General features: G+C 70.3%; 24 protein-coding genes. 10 read left to right on the plus strand and 14 right to left on the minus strand.

What is annotated here, in order from left to right; translation table 11 throughout:
- The 13 genes from L978_RS15250 to L978_RS15310 form a co-directional block, all read right to left on the minus strand.
- A partial coding sequence (locus tag L978_RS15250; protein WP_047524140.1) for a hypothetical protein occupies positions 1–349 on the minus strand: 349 nt, incomplete at its 3' end.
- Positions 346–1641: a FliI/YscN family ATPase gene (locus L978_RS15255; RefSeq protein WP_047524141.1), complete on the minus strand. Its 1296-nt coding sequence runs from the start codon at positions 1639–1641 to the stop codon at positions 346–348. The genes L978_RS15255 and L978_RS15250, both read right to left, overlap by 4 nt.
- The gene (locus L978_RS15260; RefSeq protein WP_081997085.1) at positions 1638–2243 is read right to left on the minus strand and encodes a FliH/SctL family protein; all 606 of its coding nucleotides are present in this window, start codon (positions 2241–2243) and stop codon (positions 1638–1640) included. The genes L978_RS15255 and L978_RS15260 overlap by 4 nt, the downstream gene beginning before the upstream one ends.
- A complete protein-coding gene (gene fliG / locus L978_RS15265; protein WP_047524143.1) occupies positions 2233–3237 on the minus strand; it encodes a flagellar motor switch protein FliG in 1005 nt (334 codons plus the stop codon). The genes L978_RS15260 and fliG overlap by 11 nt, the downstream gene beginning before the upstream one ends.
- Complete coding sequence (gene fliF, locus L978_RS15270) at positions 3234–4859, minus strand: flagellar basal-body MS-ring/collar protein FliF (protein WP_047524144.1); 1626 nt, start codon at positions 4857–4859, stop codon at positions 3234–3236. The genes fliG and fliF overlap by 4 nt, the downstream gene beginning before the upstream one ends.
- Complete coding sequence (fliE, locus tag L978_RS15275; RefSeq protein ID WP_047524145.1) at positions 4859–5161, minus strand: flagellar hook-basal body complex protein FliE; 303 nt, start codon at positions 5159–5161, stop codon at positions 4859–4861. The genes fliF and fliE overlap by 1 nt, the downstream gene beginning before the upstream one ends.
- A complete protein-coding gene (locus tag L978_RS15280) occupies positions 5161–5553 on the minus strand; it encodes a flagellar basal body rod protein FlgC (protein ID WP_047524146.1) in 393 nt (130 codons plus the stop codon). Before L978_RS15280 ends, fliE begins: the two co-directional genes overlap by 1 nt.
- Positions 5550–5891, minus strand: coding sequence for a flagellar basal body rod protein FlgB (flgB, locus tag L978_RS15285; protein ID WP_047524147.1), 342 nt, complete (start codon positions 5889–5891; stop codon positions 5550–5552). Before flgB ends, L978_RS15280 begins: the two co-directional genes overlap by 4 nt.
- A gap of 112 nt (positions 5892–6003) precedes the next feature.
- Positions 6004–6294 carry a hypothetical protein gene (locus L978_RS15290; RefSeq protein WP_231555080.1) on the minus strand — a complete coding sequence of 97 codons (291 nt, stop codon included), beginning with the start codon at positions 6292–6294 and terminating at the stop codon, positions 6004–6006.
- Positions 6295–6296: 2 nt separating this feature from the next.
- Positions 6297–6683 carry a flagellar export chaperone FliS gene (gene fliS / locus L978_RS15295; protein WP_047524149.1) on the minus strand — a complete coding sequence of 129 codons (387 nt, stop codon included), beginning with the start codon at positions 6681–6683 and terminating at the stop codon, positions 6297–6299.
- Between the two features lie 2 nt (positions 6684–6685).
- A complete protein-coding gene (gene fliD / locus L978_RS15300) occupies positions 6686–8074 on the minus strand; it encodes a flagellar filament capping protein FliD (protein ID WP_047524150.1) in 1389 nt (462 codons plus the stop codon).
- Between the two features lie 75 nt (positions 8075–8149).
- Positions 8150–8980: a flagellin N-terminal helical domain-containing protein gene (locus L978_RS15305; protein WP_047524151.1), complete on the minus strand. Its 831-nt coding sequence runs from the start codon at positions 8978–8980 to the stop codon at positions 8150–8152.
- A 109-nt stretch (positions 8981–9089) separates the two neighbouring features.
- Complete coding sequence (locus tag L978_RS15310) at positions 9090–9890, minus strand: sigma-70 family RNA polymerase sigma factor (protein WP_047524152.1); 801 nt, start codon at positions 9888–9890, stop codon at positions 9090–9092.
- A gap of 196 nt (positions 9891–10086) precedes the next feature.
- Between L978_RS15310 and L978_RS15315 the strand changes: the two genes are divergently transcribed.
- Genes L978_RS15315 through L978_RS15360 form a run of 10 tightly spaced genes read left to right on the plus strand, consistent with a single transcriptional unit; the run spans position 10087 to position 18285 of the window.
- Complete coding sequence (locus L978_RS15315) at positions 10087–10569, plus strand: flagellar protein FlgN (protein ID WP_047524153.1); 483 nt, start codon at positions 10087–10089, stop codon at positions 10567–10569.
- Between the two features lie 13 nt (positions 10570–10582).
- Complete coding sequence (gene flgK / locus L978_RS15320; protein WP_047524154.1) at positions 10583–11992, plus strand: flagellar hook-associated protein FlgK; 1410 nt, start codon at positions 10583–10585, stop codon at positions 11990–11992.
- 13 nt (positions 11993–12005) lie between these two features.
- Positions 12006–12887: a flagellar hook-associated protein FlgL gene (gene flgL, locus L978_RS15325; protein ID WP_047524155.1), complete on the plus strand. Its 882-nt coding sequence runs from the start codon at positions 12006–12008 to the stop codon at positions 12885–12887.
- Entirely contained in the window at positions 12884–13255 is a 372-nt protein-coding gene (locus tag L978_RS15330) for a flagellar assembly protein FliW (protein WP_047524156.1), read from the plus strand. The genes flgL and L978_RS15330 overlap by 4 nt, the downstream gene beginning before the upstream one ends.
- Before the next feature lie 60 nt (positions 13256–13315).
- A complete protein-coding gene (gene tsaB / locus L978_RS15335) occupies positions 13316–13933 on the plus strand; it encodes a tRNA (adenosine(37)-N6)-threonylcarbamoyltransferase complex dimerization subunit type 1 TsaB (protein ID WP_047524157.1) in 618 nt (205 codons plus the stop codon).
- Positions 13930–14418 carry a ribosomal protein S18-alanine N-acetyltransferase gene (gene rimI / locus L978_RS15340; RefSeq protein ID WP_047524158.1) on the plus strand — a complete coding sequence of 163 codons (489 nt, stop codon included), beginning with the start codon at positions 13930–13932 and terminating at the stop codon, positions 14416–14418. Before tsaB ends, rimI begins: the two co-directional genes overlap by 4 nt.
- The gene (gene tsaD, locus L978_RS15345; protein WP_047524159.1) at positions 14415–15482 is read left to right on the plus strand and encodes a tRNA (adenosine(37)-N6)-threonylcarbamoyltransferase complex transferase subunit TsaD; all 1068 of its coding nucleotides are present in this window, start codon (positions 14415–14417) and stop codon (positions 15480–15482) included. Before rimI ends, tsaD begins: the two co-directional genes overlap by 4 nt.
- Positions 15479–15967: a hypothetical protein gene (locus L978_RS15350; protein WP_047524160.1), complete on the plus strand. Its 489-nt coding sequence runs from the start codon at positions 15479–15481 to the stop codon at positions 15965–15967. Before tsaD ends, L978_RS15350 begins: the two co-directional genes overlap by 4 nt.
- A gap of 4 nt (positions 15968–15971) precedes the next feature.
- Positions 15972–17126 carry a hypothetical protein gene (locus L978_RS15355; RefSeq protein WP_052193799.1) on the plus strand — a complete coding sequence of 385 codons (1155 nt, stop codon included), beginning with the start codon at positions 15972–15974 and terminating at the stop codon, positions 17124–17126.
- Complete coding sequence (locus L978_RS15360) at positions 17110–18285, plus strand: hypothetical protein (protein ID WP_047524162.1); 1176 nt, start codon at positions 17110–17112, stop codon at positions 18283–18285. Before L978_RS15355 ends, L978_RS15360 begins: the two co-directional genes overlap by 17 nt.
- 7 nt (positions 18286–18292) lie before the next feature.
- On the opposite strand, the gene L978_RS15365 is transcribed toward L978_RS15360, so the two are convergent.
- Positions 18293–19498, minus strand: a complete 1206-nt coding sequence (locus tag L978_RS15365; protein ID WP_442921852.1) for a THUMP-like domain-containing protein — start codon at positions 19496–19498, stop codon at positions 18293–18295.
- Positions 19499–19603: the final 105 nt, after the last annotated feature.

A 19603-nucleotide genomic window follows, 5' to 3' on the forward strand; every position in this document is an offset into this window, starting at 1 on the left:
TCCGCGTCTTCTCGGCATGCGCTTCGGCGAGGCGATCGAGTCCGCGCATCGCTCTCCGTGCTTCGGCATGCTCCGCGCGGGCCTGTGACACCGTCTGCTCCTGCAGCTCCGAGAGCGTCGTCAGATCGGCGAGCAGCGTCCGGCCTGCCACACGCGCCGCGGCAAGGGCGGCGAGGGAGCGGACGTCGACGGCCTCGTTCCCGCTGCCCGCCAGGTGCGCACGCAGCGACCGGTCGCGGGCTTCGGTGTGCTGTGCGTCGATCACCGCCCGTGAGAGCCGCTGCGCAGCCGCTCTCTCCTGGATCTCGCGCACGCGCAGCAGACCCGCCAAGGAGAAGGACCGGCTCATGCGACAGCTCCGAACGTCGAGACGAGCTCCTCGAGTCGACGCCAGGACTCGTCGATCCCGCTCGTCTCATCGAGGGACTGGGTGAGGAAGGCGGAGATCGCCCGCTCATGGGTGATCGCGGCGTCGATGCGCGCGTCCGCTCCCGCCTGGTAGGCACCGATGTCGATCAGGTCGTTCGCCCGTCGACGCGCGGCGAGCACGGCACGCAGGGTCGCCGCGTCCGACCGTTGTCCGGCGGCAGTGATCTTGCCCGCCACGCGGGAGACCGAGCCGAGCACGTCGATCGCCGGATGGTGTCCGGACAACGCGAGCGCCCGATCCAGCACGACGTGACCGTCGAGGATCGATCGCACGGTGTCCGCGATCGGTTCGTTGTGGTCGTCGCCGTCCACGAGCACGGTGTAGATGCCGGTGATCGAACCACCGCGATCGGTGCCCGCGCGTTCGAGGAGGCCCGCGAGGAGCGAGAAGGTCGACGGTGGATACCCGCGGGTGGCGGGGGGCTCGCCCGCGGAGAGACCGATCTCACGTTGCGCCATCGCGACGCGGGTGAGGGAGTCCATCATGAGGATCGCGTGCGCGCCGTCGTCGCGGAAGGCTTCGGCGATCCTCGTCGCTGTGTAGGCGGCACGGATGCGCGCCATGGCCGGTTGGTCGGAGGTGGAGACGACGACCACCGAGCGGGCGAGGCCTTCGGGACCCAGATCGTCCTCGATGAACTCGCGCACCTCGCGACCGCGCTCACCGACCAGGGCGATCACCGTCACCTCGGCGTCGGTGCCGCGCGCGATCATCGACAGCAGCGAGGACTTGCCCACACCGGAGCCCGCGAAGAGCCCGACGCGCTGCCCTCGGCCGACGCTGACGAGGGTGTCGAGCGCCCGCACCCCGAGCGGAAGCGGGGAGTCGATCCGATCGCGGCCCATGATCGACGGCGGAGCATGATCCAGGCTCACCTCGGTGGCGCCGTGCAGCGGCCCCTTCCCGTCGATGGGACGGCCGAGCCCGTCCAGGACACGTCCGAGCAGGGGCGTTCCGGTCGGCACGCGCAGGGGTCCGCCGCGACCGCGCACCGGTGCCCCCACAGTGAGCCCGCTGACGGCGCCCAACGGCATGCACCGCAACCCGCCCTCGCCGACCGCGACCACCTCGGCGTCCACCCCGTCGAGGGTCACCACGTCGCCGACCGCGCCGTCGAGGCCGCGCACCTGCACGCTCAGTCCGCGCACCTGCGAGACGACCCCGACGCGTTCGGGCCGCACGGCCTCGCGCACCGCCCCCCAGGCCGTCATGATCCGGCCTCGGCGAGTGCGCGACGAGCACGCTCGAGCGCGCTCCCGACCCGGGCATCGATGCGGCCGTGGTCCAGGATCGCGACGGCGTCTCCGCGGTCGAGCGTGTCATCGGCGATCAGCAGGAGGCCGGCGATCGTGCCCTCCGTGCCTTCGAGCGTGCGGAGGTCGTCGGGGTGCAGGCGCACTTCGCGGATCTCGTCGGGCTCGCCGACCTCGAGGGCACGGCGTGCCGCGGCGGCGGCGGAGGCACCGGCATCCGAGAGTTCGCCGAGCAGGATGAGCTCCGCGAGCTCGATCGCGCAGCGCAGCACGTGGTCCTGTGCGGCGGAGGTCAGCTCCCGCTCCCGCTCGCCGAGGGAGCGCGCCGCTGCGTGGAGTGCGGAGACGGCGTCCTCGACGCGGCGGGCGGATGCCTGCTCGCGGGCGGCGCGTTCCGCATCTGCGACGCGCTGGGCGGATGCGGCCTCCGCGAGCCCGGCGCGATATCCCTCCGCGTGACCGTCCGCGTAGCCGCGCAGCCGCGCCCGGGCATGCTCCGAGCCGTCCTCGTGTCGGTCGAGACGCGGGAACAGCACGGGAGAGAAGGCGTCAGTAGACATATTCGTCCTCGTCCGTGCGCTGCACCGTGATGTCGCCGGCGGCTTCGAGCGCGCGGATGGTGCGCACGATCTCGGCTCGGGCCTCCTCGACCTGCGACATCCGCACGGGGCCGAGTGTCCGCGCCTCCTCGTCGAGGTTCTCGCGGTTGCGCTCGGAGACGTTGCGACGGATGAGGTCCGCGATCCCTTGATTGGCACCCTTCAGAGCGAGTGCGAGGGAGCGGATGTCCATGCCGCGCAGCACGCGCTGCGTGTCTCGATCGTCGAGCTTGACGATGTCGGCGAAGGTGAACATGCGTGAACGGATGTCCTCCGCGAGCGCGCTGTCCCGATCTTCGATGCTCGCCAGCAGAGCCTTCTCGACGGTCGCTCCGGAGCGGGCGATGATCTCGACCAGCGGCTCGACGCCGCCGAGGGTCTCGGGCGCATCACGGCTCGCGAAGGTCCCGGTGCGGGTCTTCAGCGCATCGGCCACGATCGCGATCGCCTCCTGGGACGCGGTCCCCATGGTGGCGATGGCGTGTGCGACGTCGGTGCGGGTCGGGTCGGGGAGAGCCGCCAGGACGGCGGCGGCGCGCTCGGTGGGCAGGTGCGCGAGCACGAGGGCCACGGTCTGCGGGAGCTCTCCGTCGAGCAGCGTCGCCAGCTGGGCGGGGTCGGCGGAGCCCAGGAAGTCGAACGACGAGTTCATCGCCGTCGAACCGACCCTGCCGAGGACGGCTGCCGCGCGTTCTGCGCCGAACGAGGCCTCGAGAAGCCCGGCGGCGATGTCCCGACCTCCGCGCGCGGGAGGGAGGTGCCCGCTCGCGATGCGGTGGAACTGGCCCAGCGCCTGCGCGGTGGTGGCGGCATCCAGGTCCTGGAGGCCGATGATCTCGGCGGCGACGGCCTCCGCCTCCGACTCCGAGAGGTGCTTCATGACCTCGATCGCCTGTGCACGATCGAGGTTCATCAGGACGACGGCCGCGGTCTGCCGATCGGTCAGCTCGCTCATACGTGCTGCCTGTCGTCGATGAGGGTGCGCAGCAGCTCGGCCGTGCGCTTCGGGTCCTGCCGGGTGAGGGAGTCGATCTCGGCGCGACGACGCTCGAGGCTGACCTGCGCGGGTTCCGGATCGGGCTCGGGCTCGGGGTCGGGGGTCGTCTCGAGGAAGGCGAGCGGGGTCGTGGCCGCCTGGTCGATCGCTGCCGTCGTGGCGCCGGCGCCGATGGCCGAGAGCGGCGCCGGGCGGTCGCCGAAGAGCTGGTCGAATTCGGTCGCCGAGTTCGCGCGGCGGCGCATGCGCACCAGAGCGGCGATGACGGCGAGCAGCAGCGGCAGGGCGATCGCCGCGGCGATGATCAGCGTGTTCAGAAGGACCGCCTGGCGCTCGGCGGCCTCCGTCTCCTTGGCGGCCTGCAGCGCGGCCTGCGCTGCTTCGGAACTGGTCTGGTTGAACGAGACGAGTTCGACGGCGATCGAGTCGCCGCGCTCGGTGTCGATCCCGGCGGCGGTCTCGACGAGGTCGCTCAGCTGTGCGGTGCTCAGGTCACCGCCTGCTCCCGCATCGACCGCGACGGAGACCGACTGGCGAAGCAGCGAGCCGGCGGGTGTGGAGGTGCTCTGCGTGCTCTTGTTGACCGCGTTGGTCTTCGAGGTCTCCGTGGACTCGGAGGTGCCGTCGCCGTCCGTGGACGGCACGGCGATGTTGTCGGGGCCGAGCACTCCCGCGTTCGAGCTCGATCCGTCCTGCCTGTCGGTCCTGGTCTGCTCGGTGAGTGGCGGAGCGCCCTCGGCCGGGGTGTAGGTCTCTTCGACGCGCTCGTTGACGGAGTGATCGATCTCGGCGACCACGGTGACCTTGGCGTTGCCGGGCCCGACCACGGTGTCGAGCATCTGCTGGACGTTCGCCGTGACCCGAGCCTCGTAGTCGCTGGCCTGCTGGTCCACGCCGCCGGTGGTCCCGACTCCCGCGGCCGAGAGCGTCTGTCCGCTCTGGTCCACCACGGCGACGTTCTCGGGCTTCATCCCGCTGACGGCCGCGGAGGTGAGATGCACGATGGCCTCGACCTGCTTCGGGGTCAGCGTCGCGTTGCCGGATGTCTCCACGAACACCGAGGCCGTGGCGTCGACGGTCTCCGAGACGAAGACGCTCTCCTCCGGGATGGCCAGCTGCACCGAGGCCGCCGTCACTCCCTCGATCGACGAGATCGTGGCCGCGAGCTCGCCCTCGATCGCACGCTTGTAGGTCACGGACTGCTGGAACTCGGAGGTCGTCACCCCCATGTCGTCGAGCAGCGAGTAGCCGCCCGAGCTCGCGCCGGGAAGGCCGGCGGACGCCGCGGCGAGCCGCTGGTCATAGACGTCCTTCTCGGGGACGAGCACGGTCGCGCCGCCGTCCGCCAGCTCGTAGGGCACCGACGACGACCGCAGCTGCTCGACCACGGCGTTCGCGTCGGAGGCGCTCATGCCGGAGAAGAGCGGGGTGTACGTGGGGCGGGTGAGCCAGCTGGAGAGCGCGACGATACCGAGGGCGAGCACGGCGACGCCGATGATCGCGATCGTGCGCTGCGCGAGCGAGAAGCCCGCGATCACGCGTCCGATCCGCTGGAACACGGTGGTGACGGCCTGGGGCATCAGGCTTGCATCCGCATGATCTCATTGAACGCGTCGACGCCCTTGTTGCGCACGGCGGCGACCAGCTCGAGCGTCACCGAGGCGCGGGAGGAGGCGATCATCGCGGCGTGGATGTCGTCGAGGTCACCGGTGACCGCGGCGACCTTGAGGGCATCGGACTCCGACTGCAGTGAACGCAGCTCGTCGATCGCCCCGGTGACGCTGTTCGCGAAGGCGGTGTCGTCAGTGCCCTTCGTGGGGGCGACGGGTGGCGTGAGCGTGAAACCCGAGGAGATGCCCTCGATGCCGGCGAGCGGGTCCATCAGTTGCGTCCGATCTGGAGAGCTGCTTCGTAGGCGTTGCGCGCACGATCGACGATGCCGGCGCTGGCCTGGTAGCCGCGCTGAGCGAGGATGAGCTGGCTCATCTGATCACCCAGGTCGATGTCCGGGTAGCGGACGTAGCCGTCCGCGTCGGCGAGCGGGTGGTCGGGCTGATGGACGACCCGTCCCACGGCGCTGCCCTGCACGGTGCCCGCAACGTACACACCGGGCGACTGATCGCTCGGCTGGGCGAGGATGTACCGCGCCCGGAAGGCTGCACCGTCGGTCGAGGTGGCCGTGTTGATGTTCGCGATGTTGTCGCTGATGGCGTCGAGCCACTTGCGGTGCACGGTGAGTCCGGTGCTCGCGATCCCGATCGCATCGAAGGTCATGAGGTCCTCATCGCCGTGCGCATCGAAGAGAACGAGCCGTTCACGGCCTGCGTCGCGAACTGGTAGCGCAGCATCGTGTCGACGCTGGAGAGGGTCTCGGTGTCGAGGTTGACGTTGTTGCCGTTCAGCCGGGTCGGTTCGAGCGAGGTGCCGACCGTCGCGCCGACCCGACCGTCGCCGGCATCGACCGAGCGGGCGAGGGCCTCTTCGAACTGCACGCGCTTGGCGTGATAGTTCGGGGTGTTGATGTTGGCGATGTTGTCCGCGATGGCCCGCTGACGCAGCGCGAGGCCGTCGAGCGCACTCGTCAGTGCGGTGATGGTCACAGAATCGAACACGAACCGGCTCCCCGTGTGTGGCTGGTGTGGCCGATCCCTGGCCGAGTCATGCGAGCCATCCGTGCTCTCCCTGCTCTATCGGCAGGTTCGTGCGCGGCGTTAGGGAGCGGTTTCAGCCGTCCACATCGAGGTAGGCGGGCTCCTCGGGGCGTCGGGTGCCCGGGATGCGGCTCACGGCGCCGAGGTGCTGCCGGAGGCCGTCGAGGTCGGTGCGGGTTCGTTCCATCGCCGTGCGCTGCAGCTCGACGACCTGTCGGGCGCGATCCGCGAGCGCGGGGGGAAGCGGAGCGGCGGGCGGTGTCCAGGGGGCCAGGTCCGCCGCATCCGCGGTGCCGGGGGCAGCGGCGAGGATCCGTTCGGCGTCGTGCTCGAGCCGATCGAGCAGCGCGGTCCACTCGTCCATGCTCACGCCCGGCTCTCCGCCACGGTGCGGGCGGCCTCGTGCCAGGCATCGCGCAGTGGGGCGACGATGCCGTGGCAGGCGCGGGTGCGCTCGGGATCGCGGCCGATGTTGGCTCCGATGAGCGTCTGAGAGAGGAAGACGTAGACCGAACGCAGTCCGGCACTGCCGTTCCAGTCGTCGGTCAGCGAGGAGGACAGCTCCGAGACGATCGCCTGCGCGTGCTGCAGCTGCGCGTTCGCCTCGGCCCAGTCCTCGGCACGCTGAGCGGTCTCGCCACGCTCGATGTCCAGCAGCAGCCGGTCGTAGAGCATGGTCACCAGGCGCTCCGGGGGTGCCGACAGCACGGCATCCTCGCGGTAGCGCTGCTGTGCGCGCAGGGCGGCGTTCATGCTCACTTCCCCCCGTTCGAACTCGAGCCCGGGAGGGCGGCGATCTGCGACGAGAGGTACGTCGACTGCGACTGGAGCTGCGACAGCATGACTTCGAGTCGTGCGTACGTGCGCTCGAGGGAGGCCTTGCGCTGCGCGAGCCGCACGTCCCAGCGCTCCATCTGCTCGCCGAGCCCCTTGACCTCGCTCTCCTGTCCCGTGATGCGGGAGGTGAGGAGCCCGTCGTACTTGTCCGAGTAGATCTTCGCGGTGTCCTGCACGCGCGCGGCGACGTCGGAGAAGAGGCCGGCCACGGCATCCGGATCCTTCGCGAGCGCCTCGGCGAACTTCTCCTCGTCGAAGCTCAGGACGCCGTACATGTCGGTCGAGATGCCGATGGATGAGGGGGAGACCCCGTCGACGGGGTGCTGCACGGCGTCGGCGAGCGCATTGCGCAACCCGCGGACGGTGCTGTCGCCCGTGAAGACGCCGAGGGTGGTCTTGTCTCCCGGCTTCGCGGCGACGGTCGTCTTCGAGCCGTTGTCGATGCGGGTCAGGATGTCCTTGACGGCGGCGATGAAGTCCGCCGACGCCTTCGTCCGTGCTTCGGTGTCGACGGCGACGCCGATCGTGACGGGATCGGCGGAGCGTGCGGTGACCGTCACGTCCACACCGTCGAACAGATCGGTGAACGTGTTGCTCGACGAGGTCAGCACCTGTTCGGCGCTCGTTCCCGCCCAGAGGCGCAGACGGGCGTCGGCGCCGGTGGCGATGACGGCGGCTCCCGCTTCGGTGGAGAGGTCGGATGCCGTGCCGCTCTCGACGGCGGCGATGTCACCGCGATAGGCGCGGAACTGTCCGGCCTCTCCCGAGTCCGCGGCGCGCAGCTGCAGGCGGTGCATCACGTTCCCGTCGGCGTCACGCCCGGCGGGGACGGCGGCGGCGACGATACCCGCGCCCGCTTCGTTGATCGCCTGGGCGACGTCCTGCATCGACGCGGAGTCGGCCGTGACCTGCACGCGCTCGCCCGTGGCGTTCTCGAGCGTGATCACGGGGGGATCGACCGGCCAGCCCTGTGTGGCGGCGGAGACGATCGTGTGGTTCGTGGCGACCTGGTCCACGACGATGTCGGCGGAGAGCGGAGCAGCGCCGGCGCGCGTGGCGACGGTGACCGAGGGCGACGAGGAGGTGGTGGTGAAGCGGGCGAGTCCATCGGGGACCGCGGCTTTCTCGGCTGCGGTCGCGAGGTTCTGGATCGCGGTGTTCAGGGTCTGCAGCTGGGAGACGATGCCGTTCTTGTCGTCCATCTTCGCCTTGAGCAGCGAGCGCGGGATGGCGTGCACGTCCATCAGCGCCTTGATGACCTCCGTGGTCTTCAGGCCGGAGACGAGACCGTCGAGCGAGAGGGACATGATCGCCTTTGCGGATCGGGAGCGGACGGTGTCCGGGCGACGGGCGGAACCGCCGCCCGGACACTACGGCGTGGGTCAGCGCAGGAGCTGGAGAACGCCCTGGTTGGACTGGTTCGCCTGGGCCAGCATGGCCGTGCCCGCCTGCGACAGGATGTTCGCCGACGTGAACTTGACCATCTCGGACGCCATGTCGGTGTCGCGGATCCGGCTCTCGGCGGCGGCGAGGTTCTCCGCCGACACGTTGAGGCTGTTGATGGTCGACTCGAAGCGGTTCTGCAGCGCACCGTAACCGGCACGTGCGGTCGAGACCGCCTGGATCTCGGTGTCGATGTCGGCCAGCGCGGCACCGTAGGTGGCAGCGTCCGTCATCGTGGCCGCGTATCCCTTGATGTCGGCGCCGAGGCTGGCGAAGTCGGTCAGTGCGACCGAGATCTGGTCCTCGGCGGCGACCGCGCCCGCACCGACCTGGAACGTCAGCGTCGTGCCGCCCGAGAGCAGCTTGATGCCGTTGAAGTTGGTGCTCTCGGCGATCCGGGTGAGCTCGTCGCCCAGGGCGCCGATCTCGGTCTGGATCGCTTCGCGCGACTTCGCGTTGTTCGAGTCGTTCGCACCCTGAGCGGTCAGGTCGCGAACGCGCTGAAGGATCGAGTGGACTTCGGTCAGGGCGCCTTCTGCGGTCTGGATGACCGAGATGCCGTCCTGGGCGTTGCGTGCCGCGACGTTCAGGCCGTTGACCTGCGAACGCAGACCCTCGGAGATCGCCAGGCCCGCCGCGTCGTCCGCCGCGCGGTTGATCCGCAGGCCGCTCGACAGCTTCTCGAGCGACTTCGACAGGTCGTTCTGCGTGTTGGACAGGTTGCGGTAGGCGTTGAGCGCCGACACGTTGGTGTTGATCTGCATACCCATAAGGGTTCTCCTCCGTGAATGGTGTTGTACGGGTGACCATCCGTGGTCTCCCGCTCACACCTATCGGCGGAGGTGGCGTGCCCGTTAGCCGGGCGATGAGAAGCGCGGGTCAGGCGGGGGCGGCTTCGCGGAAGATGTCCGCGATCCGCGGACTGCTCGCATCGGCGATCCGCGAGAAGTAGGCGTCGCGGGCGCCGGCGGACACGCGCGTGGTCGTCGTCGGTGCCGCGCCCTCGGCGAAGTACCGATCCAGAGCGTCGCGGAGGAGCCGGATGGCTTCCGAGCGCTGCTGCGACACCGCCGAGTGGGTCACGCCCAGTTCCTCGGCGATCTCCTTCACGGGCCGCTCGTCGAAGTACACGGCCTGCACGATCCGGCGCATACGTTCCGGGAGCGCCGCGACGGCCTGCTCGAGGATGTCGCGGCGTTCGCCGACGAGGGCGGATTCTTCGGGCAGGGGGATCTCGGTGGCGACGTCACGGGCCGCGGGATCGTCCAGGGTGGTCACGGTCCGCGCGGCATCGCCGAGTGCTTCGACGACGACGTCCTTCGTGACGCCCATGGCTGTGGCGACCTCGGTCGGGGTCGCGGTCCGGCCGAGACCGGCGGTGAGCGTCTCGCGGACGGCGACCGTCTCTTTGATGCGCTTGCGGATGCCGCGCGACGCCCAGTCCATGGAGCGCATCTCGTCGGCGAAGGCACCGAGGATGCGACGGCGCGCGTAGGCGCCGAAGGGGACGCCCAGGTCAGGATCGAACGCGTCGGCCGCGGTCACGAGCGCGAGCGCGCCGACGGCCGCCAGCTCGTCACGGGGGATGTGGGTGGCGCGGGAATGGGTTTCGGCGGCGAGGTATCCGACCAGGGGGAGGTTGCTCTCGATGAGGAGATTGCGCTCAGCGCGCGAAGGCATGGGGGATGATCCACCTCTCTGGATGCACTCCGGAAGATCCGAGGAGATGAGCAGATGTGTATATCACAAGGAGCGAGATATGTACATGGGGAGAACTACCCATCGCCGTTCCACATAGTAACCTTAGGGGCGCGGCAGCCGATAGTGACCTTTGGCCGCGTTATGAGGCGTGGCGATCACTGGGGAAAAGGGGATCATGGGAGCCAACGAACTATCGATACAGCTGTGGCGAGAGCGTGAACTGCTCGAGATGCTGCTCTTCAAGCTCGACGAGCAGCAGTTGCTGCTCGCCGCCGGGCGATCCCAATGGATACAGTTTGCCGCGCGTGAGATCGATCAGGTACTCGACAGGCTTCGTGGCGCGGGACTCGCGCGCGCCGTCGAGGTCGCGACCGTCGCCGAGGAGTGGGGGGCTCCCGAGGGCGCGACGATTCGCGAACTGATCGCACACGCGCCGGAAGGTGCGTGGCAGGAGGTCTTCGCGGACCACATGCGGGCGCTGACCAAGCTCGCTGCCGAGGTGGAGCAGATGCGCGACGCCAACGCGGAACAGCTCAGCGGAGTGCTCCGCGCGACCCAGGAGACGATCGCCGCATTGGGGCACGACACCGGGGAGTACACGACGACGGGTGATCGCGCTCGCGACGACGCTGCGCGCATCATCGACACCGAGATGTGACCGGAAGGGGATCATGTCGACCTTCAGTGGATTGAACACCGCGGCCAGCGGCCTCGCGGCGGCCCGACGGGGCATGGACGTGGTGGGACAGAACATCGCGAACCAGAAGACCGAGGGGTACACGCGTCAGCGTGTCCAGACCTCGGCCATCGCCGCCATCGCCCAGACCGGCCGCTTCAGCGTCGGCGCACAGCCGGGGCACGGTGTGTCGATCGACGGCGTGGCCCGTCTCGGCGATGCTCTGCTCGATGCCCGCGTCCGCGATTCCCTCGCCGCGTCCGGCTTCTGGTCCACCCGTGCCGTCGCCGCCACCACGATCGAGGCCTCTCTCGCCGAACCGACCGAGAACGGGCTCGCGGCCCGACTGTCGAAGTTCTGGTCGGGATGGCAGGACCTCGCGAACACCCCCGACTCGGGGGCCGCGGCGTCCAGCATCCTGGAATCCGCGAAGGAACTCGCCTCGCAGATCGCGGGTGGGTACCGGACGGTGGCCGGACAGTGGAACGATGCCCGCGCCGCGGCCGACCGGACGATCACCCAGGTGAACGCGGCGGCGGACCAGATCGCCGTGCTCAACGGCGAGATCCGTGATGCCCTGGCCTCGGGGCGCTCGGCGAACGAGCTCATGGACCAGCGCAGCGTGCTCGCGCAGAACGTCGCCCGCATGTCGGGTGCCGCCGCCACCCTCGAGACCGACGGCACGATGACCGTGCGCATCGGCGGCAACGCCCTCGTCGCAGGCTCCGATGCGCGCCATCTCGTCCTGGACGGACCGGCCACCATCGACGCCGGCCAGCGCTTCACGGTCTCCTGGGCGTCCGCTCCCGGTCTGACGGCATCGATCGACGGCGGAGAGCTCGGCGGTTCGCTCGCCGTCCTCGCCCCGGCCGCGGATGGAGGGATGCTCGCGCAGCTCGCTTCCACCTACGACGCGGTGGCGACGCGGCTGGCAGAAGCGCTGAACACCCAGCATCGCGCGGGGGTCACATCGTCGGGACAGCCCGGCGGCGACTTCTTCACGATCCCCCCGACCGGTTCCGCCGCACTCGGGCTGAGCGTCGCCATCACAGCACCGTCGGACCTGGCGCTCGCCGCCCCGGGCGCCGGTGCCTGGGACGCGAGCAACGCCGACCTGATCTCCCAGATCGGGCGGAGCGCGACCTCGCCCGACGCGCTCTGGTCCGACCATGTCACCCGGTTCGGTGTGGCGACGGCGGCCGACGTGCAGCGCGCGAAGGTGTCCGACGCGGCCGCGGTCGCGGCGGTCGGCGCGCAGCAGTCCGTCGCCGCCGTCGACGGCGACGAGGAGACCATCAGTCTGCTCACCTACCAGACCGCCTATCAAGCCGCGGCCCGGGTGATGACCGCGGTGGACGAAGCGCTCGACGTGCTCATCAACCGCACGGGTCTCGTCGGACGCTGATCGAAGGAGCATCATGATCTCTCGAGTCACCTCCTCGGCCATGACGCAGACGGCCATGCGGCAGCTGCAGTCCAACCTCTCCGAGCTCGCGCGTCTGCAGGAGCAGGCCACCTCGCAGCGTGCCTTCGCCGCGCCGTCCGACGATCCGGCCGCCGCGGCAGCCGCGCTCGCGCTTCACGCCGAGCAGCGACGCAACGACCAGTACGCGCGCAACATCGACGACGGACTCGCCTGGGTCACGGCGGCCGACGGGGCGATCACCGCGAGCACCTCACTGCTCGGGCGGGTCCGCGACCTCACCGCGCAGGGTGCGAACGACGGCGCGCTCGACGCCGTGGCCAAGGAAGCACTGGCCGTGGAACTCGAAGGCCTCCGCGAGGAGCTCTTCGCCCAGGCGAACACCCGGCTGCTCGGACGCTCCGTGTTCGCCGGAACGTCGGACACGGCAGCCTTCGCCGCCGACTACAGCCACAGTGGCGTACCGGGCGCGGAGGTGACCCGACGGGTCTCCGACGGTGCCTCCGTGCGCGTCGACACCGATGGCGCCGCCGTCTTCGGAACCGGGGACGACTCGGTGTTCGCGTTGGTGGACCGGATCGTCGCCGATCTCCGTTCCGGTACCAACGTCGGACCGCGACTCGCGGAGATCGACGCGCGTCGCACGGCCATGCTCGGGGTCCAGGGGTCGGTGGGCACCCGTCAATCTCAGATCGAACGCGCCAAGGAGGCGGCAGTGCAGAATTCCGTGTCCCTCGAGTCCCGCCGCACGGCGGTCGAGGACGTCGATTCGATCGAAGTGCTCGTGCGCCTCCAGGCGCAGGAACTCGTGTATCGCTCCGCGCTCGCGGTGAACGCGCGGGTGCTCCAGCCGTCGCTGATGGACTTCCTCCGATGACCGCGGCGCTGACTTTCCTCGCCCCGCCTCCCGGACTCGCGCCGCATGTCGACTTCGCCCTGGCCCCGGTCGACGGCGCCGACGGACTGTTCGCGATGCGGGCCGTGCAGGACGCGGAGCTGCGGCTCTACCTCGTCGATCCGCGGACGGTGCTGAGCGAGTACGCGCCGATCCTCACCGACGAGCAGGCCGACGCACTCGCTCTCCGCGACGCCGAAGACGCACTGATCCTCGTGGTCGCCCACCCGTCGGCGGAGGGCGTGAGCGTGAACCTGCTCGCGCCGGTGATCGTGAACCGCACGACGGGGGCCGCGTCGCAGGTGATCCTCGAGGACCAGGACTACCCGTTGCGCGCACCCTTGGGCTGAGCCGTCGTTCCCGGCCGGTCCAGGCCGTTCTCCCAGCGGAACCACGGCTAATCTGGAAGGGTGATCCTCGCCGTCGACACCTCCCTGGGTACCGCTGTGGCCCTCATCGATGCCGACGGAGACCTCCGCGCCGAGGCGAGTGCAGCCGACCCGCTCGGCCATGCCGAGATCATCGGCGACCTGCTGGTCGAGGTGCTCGCACAGGCCGGAGCTGGAGCGGTGACCCACGTCGTCGCCGGCATGGGACCCGGACCGTTCACCGGACTGCGGATCGGCATCGCCGCGGCACGAGCCTTCGCGCTCGGACGCGACATCCCCGTGATCGCGGTGCCCAGCCATTTCGCGGCCGCGCTCACCGCGACCGAGACCGAGACGGGGCCGTTCGCCGTCGTCACCGACGCGCGCCGACGCGAGGTCGCGATCACGGTCTTCGACGGGATCGACGCCGACGGGATTCCGCACGTCGTCGCCGAGACGGTCCTGGTGCGCGCGGCGGACGCCGACGCACACCTCGACGGCATCCGACGCATCGACGTCGCGACGCTCTCCGCGCGGGACCTCGCCCGGGTCGGCGCGCGCGCCCTCGCCGCCGGCCGTGTGTTGACGGACGATGAGCCCCTCTATCTGCGGAACCCGGATGTGACGCTGCCCGGTGCCCCGAAGAAGGTGGGGACGTGACCCTCCGCGACGCCGTGCCCGACGACCTCGACGCGATCATGATGATCGAGAACCGCTCCTTCCCGACCGATGCCTGGAGCCGGGAGACCATGGCGTCCGAGCTCGCCAGCCTGCACGGCCGGTACCTGGTCGATGAGCACGAGGGGAGTGTGATCGGCTACGGCGGGGTGCGGGCCCTGCGCGGGAGCGCCGACGCCGATATCCAGACCATCGCGCTCCTCAGCGGATATCGCGGCCAGGGCCGTGGCCGGGCGCTCCTGCGTGCGCTGCTCGCCGCCGCGGCGGAGCGCGGTGCCCGCGAGGTGTTCCTCGAGGTCAGGGCCGACAACCCCGCGGCGGAGGGCCTCTACCTCGCCGAAGGCTTCACCGAGATCGGCCGTCGTCCCCGCTACTATCAGCCGGATGATGTGGATGCGGTCGTGATGCGCCTGGAGCTGCGCCGTCACCCGGTCACCCGAGACGAGTCCGAGGAGGCGACGGCATGAACGAGCCTCTGGTCCTCGGCATCGAGACGAGCTGCGACGAGACCGGCATCGGAATCGTCCGCGGACGCACCCTGCTGTCGAACACGATCGCGTCGAGCATGGACGAGCACGCCCGCTACGGCGGCGTCGTGCCGGAGGTCGCGGCCCGGGCGCATCTCGAGGCGCTCCAACCCGCCATCGATGCGGCGCTCGCCGAAGCGGGTGTGGGCCTGGATGAGCTCGACGCGGTGGCCGTCACGAGCGGTCCTGGTCTCGCGGGCGCGCTGATGGTGGGCGTGGGCGCGGCGAAGGGCCTCGCTGTCTCGATCGACAAACCGCTCTATGCCGTCAATCACCTCGTCGGCCACATCGCCGCCGACATCCTGACCGGCGGCTCCGCACCGCTCGAGTATCCGACGATCGCCCTGCTGGTATCCGGTGGGCACACCTCGCTGCTGCATGTCCGCGATCTCACGACCGACGTCGAACTCCTCGGCGAGACCATGGACGACGCCGCAGGCGAAGCCTTCGACAAGGTCGCCCGGCTCCTCTCGCTGCCCTACCCGGGTGGTCCCGAGATCGACCGCGCGGCGGCCGATGGCGATCCGGAGGCTATCCGCTTCCCCCGTGGTCTCTCCCGGGCCTCCGATCTGGCGAAGCATCGCTATGACTTCTCGTTCTCCGGACTGAAGACGGCCGTGGCCCGCTGGGTCGAGCGGTGCGAAGCGGAGGGGGTCGAGGTGCCGGTGGCAGACGTCGCCGCGAGCTTCCGTGAGGCCGTCGTCGATGTGCTCGTGACCAAGGCGCTCGCCGCCTGCGCGGATCTCGGCGTGCCGAGACTGCTCCTCGGCGGCGGGGTGATCGCGAACCGGCGCCTGCGCGAGGTCGCCCTCCGACGTGCCGCCGAGGCCGGCGTCACCGTCCGCATTCCCCCTCTCTCGCTGTGCACCGACAACGGCGCCATGATCGCGGCCCTGGCGTCGGAGCTGATCTCCTCGGGGCGTCCGCCGTCACGCTTGACGTTCGGCGCGGACTCGACCCTTCCGGTGACCGAGATCCAGATCGCGGAGGGGGCGCCCGCATGAGCGACACCTCGGGTGCGGCCGAGGCGAAGGCCTCACCCACCCCGCCGACGCGCATCGAGAGCCCGAGCGAGCAGGTCGAGCAGCATCCGGCTGCGGCCGCGCGGCTTCCCGGAGCCCGCCGGGAGGGGTATGCCAAGTTCCCCACCGGCCCTGTCGGCATCGAACCCGTGGTCGCGAGCGGTCCCGACATCGACGCGCGAGACGACGTGGAGTGGGAGCCGTCGACCGATGCCTCGCCCATCGACGACACTCGACTCGCGCCGTGGGCGCTGCTGGCGGCGATCGTCGCGCTCGGAGCCTCGTTCTTCGTCGGCTGGGGGATCCCCGTCGCGATCGTCGCGGTCATTGCCGCGGCCATGTCGTTGCGTCGTCCGGTCGAGAGTCGGGCGATCGCGCGGTGGGCGCTCGTGCTGGGTCTCTGCGCGACCGTCTACAGTCTGGGGTGGCTGGTTTGGGCGGGCATGCAGTTCGAGAAGCTCGGGTGACCGGATGCTCGACGCCGAGGAATCGGAGGAGCTGCGCTCCCTGCACGCACGGGCCTATGGCCGCGACTCCGCACTGACGGCCGCTGAGGCGGTGCGGCTCCGCGAACTCGAGGACCGCCGGCGGACCACGGCCGCTGCGCCGAAGAGCGAGGAGCCGACGCAGGTCGAGGAGCCGACGCAGCTCGAGGAGCCGGCGCAGCTCCAAGGCGCGGCGCACGTCGATGGGACGGACTCCGTCGGGCCGTCGCCGGGTGAGCGCCGCGATGAGCCCTGGCCGGCGGATCGGTCGGGAGGCGAGATGTCCGAGCCGATCGCGGAGGCACACGCCTCGCCGGGATCGTCGCTGCGGTCGTTGCTCGCCGTGACGCGGTCGCACTGGCGACCGGTCGCCCTCGCCACCGTGGCCGTACTTCTGGTCGGGGTGGGCGTGGGGTGGCTCGCCTTCGGTCGGTCCCACGACGCACCCGTCGCGCTGTCCCCTGAGCAGCAGCAGTGGGAGGACGACCTCGTCGCGGGTGGGGACTACGATCCCGGCTCGGTCCGTGCGCTCGGGGTGGAGGAGGGAGCGGTCATCTGGACCGCGACGAAGGACGGTCGCGAGCGCACGTGTCTGATTCTGAGCACGGGCGATGTGACCCTGCCGAACTGCGACGAGACGGAGTCCGTGTCCGCGCAGGGCATCTACGGTTCGATCACGGTGCGCTCCGAAGAAGACCTGCAGCGGCAGATCAGCGCGCAGATGCTCTTCACCGCGTCGGGTGAGCCTGCCGTCGCGGTGAACTCGTACGACTACGATCCGACGCAGACGGGGATCACGTATGCGAACGAGGAGGAGTCGCAGACCGCGGCGCGACTGACGCGCGAGGGGTTCGACGCCGGTTCCCTCTGGGTGGTCGGCTACGACGGCGACGTCCCGCTCTGGACGGCCGTGCAGAGCGACACGCAGAGCTCCTGCCTGATCTATGACGGATCCACCGACGATTCCCCGCAGACGTGCCTCGATCCCGAGACGATGCAGGAGCAGGGGGCGAGTCTGGTCCTCAACGTCGTCGACGCCGATTCCGGTGCCGTCACGCACTTCGAACTGGCCTCGAGCACGGGCGCGGGCTACCTCGTCATCACCCACGAAGCGGACGCCGCCGGTGCAGCCGAGGACTGACGCCGAGGAGCTTCGGGCGCTGCAGCAGCGGGCCTACGGCCGCGGGACACGGCTGACGGAGGGGGAGGCCGAGCGCCTGCGCGACCTGGAGGAGCAACGCCGCTCTCCGATCGAGCCCCCGCCGTCGGCAGTCGACGAGGCCGGTGCAGATCCCTCGGCGGACGACGAGGATCCCGCTGCGGAACAAGCGCCTGCGGACGCGACGGTCGAACCTTCCGTGCCGGTTGCGCCTGCCGTCAGCGACGAACCCGTGCCTCGCCGGGGCGCGCTGCGGCAGCAGGTCGTGGCTGCGATCGCGGGGGTCGCCGTCGTGCTCGCGGTCGGCATCGGAGCCGGCTGGGCACTGTTCTCGCCGCGGGACGCGAGTATTCCCCTGACCGGAGAGCAGCAGCAGCGACGCGCCGAACTCTCGGCCTCGACGTTCGATCCCGGCTCCGTCCGTGCGGTCGCCGAGTCGGACGACGCCCTGGTCTGGTACGCGACCAGGGAGGACGGCGCTCTGAGCTGCATGGTCCTCGATGTGAGCGGTCGGGAGCAGACGGACTGCCTCCCGGTCGACGAGGTCGACAACGGGTTGACCGCGGTTCTCCCCGTGGAAGCGGACGGGACGATCGGCGAGGAGTCTTCCGGCGACGGGGCCTTCGGCGTGGAGACGGTCATCGCCACGTTGCGCCTGTCGGTCGACGGTGAGCCGATGGTGGGGATCCAGCGCTGGGGCGGACCGTCCTCGCTGGCGGCGGAGTTCCCGGAAGAGGTGCGCGATCGCGCCGAGGAGCTCGCGGCGGACGGCTTCGGCTTCGGGCTCTCATTGATCACCATGTTCCGGGGGGAGCCGGTCTGGCTCGCCGACCGCCTCTCGGCGCAGGGCACGACGGACAGGTGCCTGATCGTCGACGCGGGCGGACCCATGGCGTGCGTACCGTTCGAGACGGCGGTGGAAGGAGGGCTCGCCACGCAGGTCGTCGACGACGACACGCGCGACGGCAGGGCGACGATCACGGCGCTCGAGCTGAGGTTCACGGGGCAGCAGAACGCGTATCTGGTGGTCGCCGAGGGCGTGCCCGTCGCCACCGTCCCGCCGGGCGAGTCGTTCTTCGTCGAGGCGCCACCCGGAGACCCGATCGAGATCGCACCGCCGGGGGCGGGAACCGGCAGCTGAAAACGGATCAGCTCGCGGCGGAGACCCGGTCGGCGAGGATCGCCACGCGTCGATCGCCGATGCGGGCGAGGATCAGCGTCGCCTCCTGGTCTCCCCGCAGCGTGAGCTTCGTGCGGAAGGCCGCCGGGTCGACGTCGACCCCACGCTTCTTGATCTCGAGTCGGCCGATGCCGTGCGCCTTCAGCGCTGTGCTGATCGCCTTGGGGTTCGCCGGCATCGTCTCGCGCACGCGGAAGGACTGCACGAAGGGGCTCGTCAGCGCCGAATCGGAGGTCAGGTAGGCGATGTGCTCGTCGAGCATCCCAGCGTCGAGGCTCCTGGCCACATCGCCGATCAGACGCGCACGGATGACGGCACCGTCGGGTTCGTGCAGGAAGGCGCCGAGCTCACGCACCGGCTCATCGGCGGCATCTGCGGGTGCGGTGAGCTCGTGGGACCGGTCGTCGCGGATCACCAGGGCCGCGCGGCGGACCCCTTCACGGGCGAGGGCGCCGCTCCACACCACGAGCTCGACGACACTGCCGTCGGCACTCACCCACTGCGACTCCGCGTCGGCGGGCAGCGCATCTCGGTCGTGCGCGGGGCCGAGCTTGATGCCCGTGGACACGCGGCGGGCGACGTCGAACGCCCAGTCGAGGGAGGGGGAGTAGTCGTCGGCCGACACGCGCCGCGTCTCACCGTGACCGGAGGTGCGTCGGGCGGGGTCCATCCAGATCGCCTGGTCGTCCGCGGCGGGCATCGTCTCGAAGGCGTCTTCGGCGGTGTCATGGCGCACCACTGCGCCGTCACCGAACGGCGCGAGGTTGTAGGCGGCGATCGCGGCGGTGACCTCATCGGCGTCGACTGCCAGCACGTCGAGCCCGGCGCCGGTGAAAGCCAGCGCGTCGCCGCCGATCCCGCAGCCGAGGTCGGCGACAGCCGTGAATCCCGCGCTGCGGATCCGCTGCGCGTGGCGAGCGGCGACTCCGAGCCTGGTGGCCTGCTCCAGGCCCGCCCGGGTGAACAGCATGCGTCCGGCGAACGGTCCGAATTTGGCGGAAGCCTTGGAGCGCAGGTGAGCCTGCCCGACGACCGCGGAGACCAGGTCGGGGGAGTGGCCGGCGGCGCGCAGCCTCGAGACCGCGCGAGCGACGTCGGCACTCGATCCGACCGTCCCGACCGCGTCGAGGAGTTCGAGACCGGCGGGGGTCAGCAGGGCGCGCAGCTCGGACATCTCCACGCCCTCAGCCTAATTCCCCGCCACGCGCGGAGCCGTGTCGAGCGGGTGTGCTGGCACTCGCATTGCGTGAGTGCCAGCACACCGCCTACACTGGCATTA

The organism is Microbacterium sp. ZOR0019 (assembly GCF_000800925.1).
Lineage (GTDB): Bacteria > Actinomycetota > Actinomycetes > Actinomycetales > Microbacteriaceae > Microbacterium > Microbacterium aurugineum.

Bases quoted from the DNA above. Each gene is read 5' to 3' on its own strand.
- L978_RS15330 (WP_047524156.1), top strand. From the start codon at position 12,884: ATGACCGCGGCGCTGACTTTCCTCGCCCCGCCTCCCGGACTCGCGCCG.
- flgK (WP_047524154.1), top strand. From the start codon at position 10,583: ATGTCGACCTTCAGTGGATTGAACACCGCGGCCAGCGGCCTCGCGGCG.
- L978_RS15290 (WP_231555080.1), bottom strand. From the start codon at position 6,294: ATGGACGAGTGGACCGCGCTGCTCGATCGGCTCGAGCACGACGCCGAA.
- L978_RS15310 (WP_047524152.1), bottom strand. From the start codon at position 9,890: ATGCCTTCGCGCGCTGAGCGCAATCTCCTCATCGAGAGCAACCTCCCC.
- L978_RS15255 (WP_047524141.1), bottom strand. From the start codon at position 1,641: ATGACGGCCTGGGGGGCGGTGCGCGAGGCCGTGCGGCCCGAACGCGTC.
- fliS (WP_047524149.1), bottom strand. From the start codon at position 6,683: ATGAACGCCGCCCTGCGCGCACAGCAGCGCTACCGCGAGGATGCCGTG.
- tsaD (WP_047524159.1), top strand. From the start codon at position 14,415: ATGAACGAGCCTCTGGTCCTCGGCATCGAGACGAGCTGCGACGAGACC.
- fliD (WP_047524150.1), bottom strand. From the start codon at position 8,074: ATGTCCCTCTCGCTCGACGGTCTCGTCTCCGGCCTGAAGACCACGGAG.
- L978_RS15260 (WP_081997085.1), bottom strand. From the start codon at position 2,243: ATGTCTACTGACGCCTTCTCTCCCGTGCTGTTCCCGCGTCTCGACCGA.
- fliG (WP_047524143.1), bottom strand. From the start codon at position 3,237: ATGAGCGAGCTGACCGATCGGCAGACCGCGGCCGTCGTCCTGATGAAC.
- flgL (WP_047524155.1), top strand. From the start codon at position 12,006: ATGATCTCTCGAGTCACCTCCTCGGCCATGACGCAGACGGCCATGCGG.
- L978_RS15365 (WP_442921852.1), bottom strand. From the start codon at position 19,498: ATGTCCGAGCTGCGCGCCCTGCTGACCCCCGCCGGTCTCGAACTCCTC.
- L978_RS15315 (WP_047524153.1), top strand. From the start codon at position 10,087: ATGGGAGCCAACGAACTATCGATACAGCTGTGGCGAGAGCGTGAACTG.
- fliE (WP_047524145.1), bottom strand. From the start codon at position 5,161: ATGGACCCGCTCGCCGGCATCGAGGGCATCTCCTCGGGTTTCACGCTC.
- L978_RS15280 (WP_047524146.1), bottom strand. From the start codon at position 5,553: ATGACCTTCGATGCGATCGGGATCGCGAGCACCGGACTCACCGTGCAC.
- fliF (WP_047524144.1), bottom strand. From the start codon at position 4,859: ATGCCCCAGGCCGTCACCACCGTGTTCCAGCGGATCGGACGCGTGATC.
- L978_RS15350 (WP_047524160.1), top strand. From the start codon at position 15,479: ATGAGCGACACCTCGGGTGCGGCCGAGGCGAAGGCCTCACCCACCCCG.
- L978_RS15305 (WP_047524151.1), bottom strand. From the start codon at position 8,980: ATGGGTATGCAGATCAACACCAACGTGTCGGCGCTCAACGCCTACCGC.
- L978_RS15355 (WP_052193799.1), top strand. From the start codon at position 15,972: ATGCTCGACGCCGAGGAATCGGAGGAGCTGCGCTCCCTGCACGCACGG.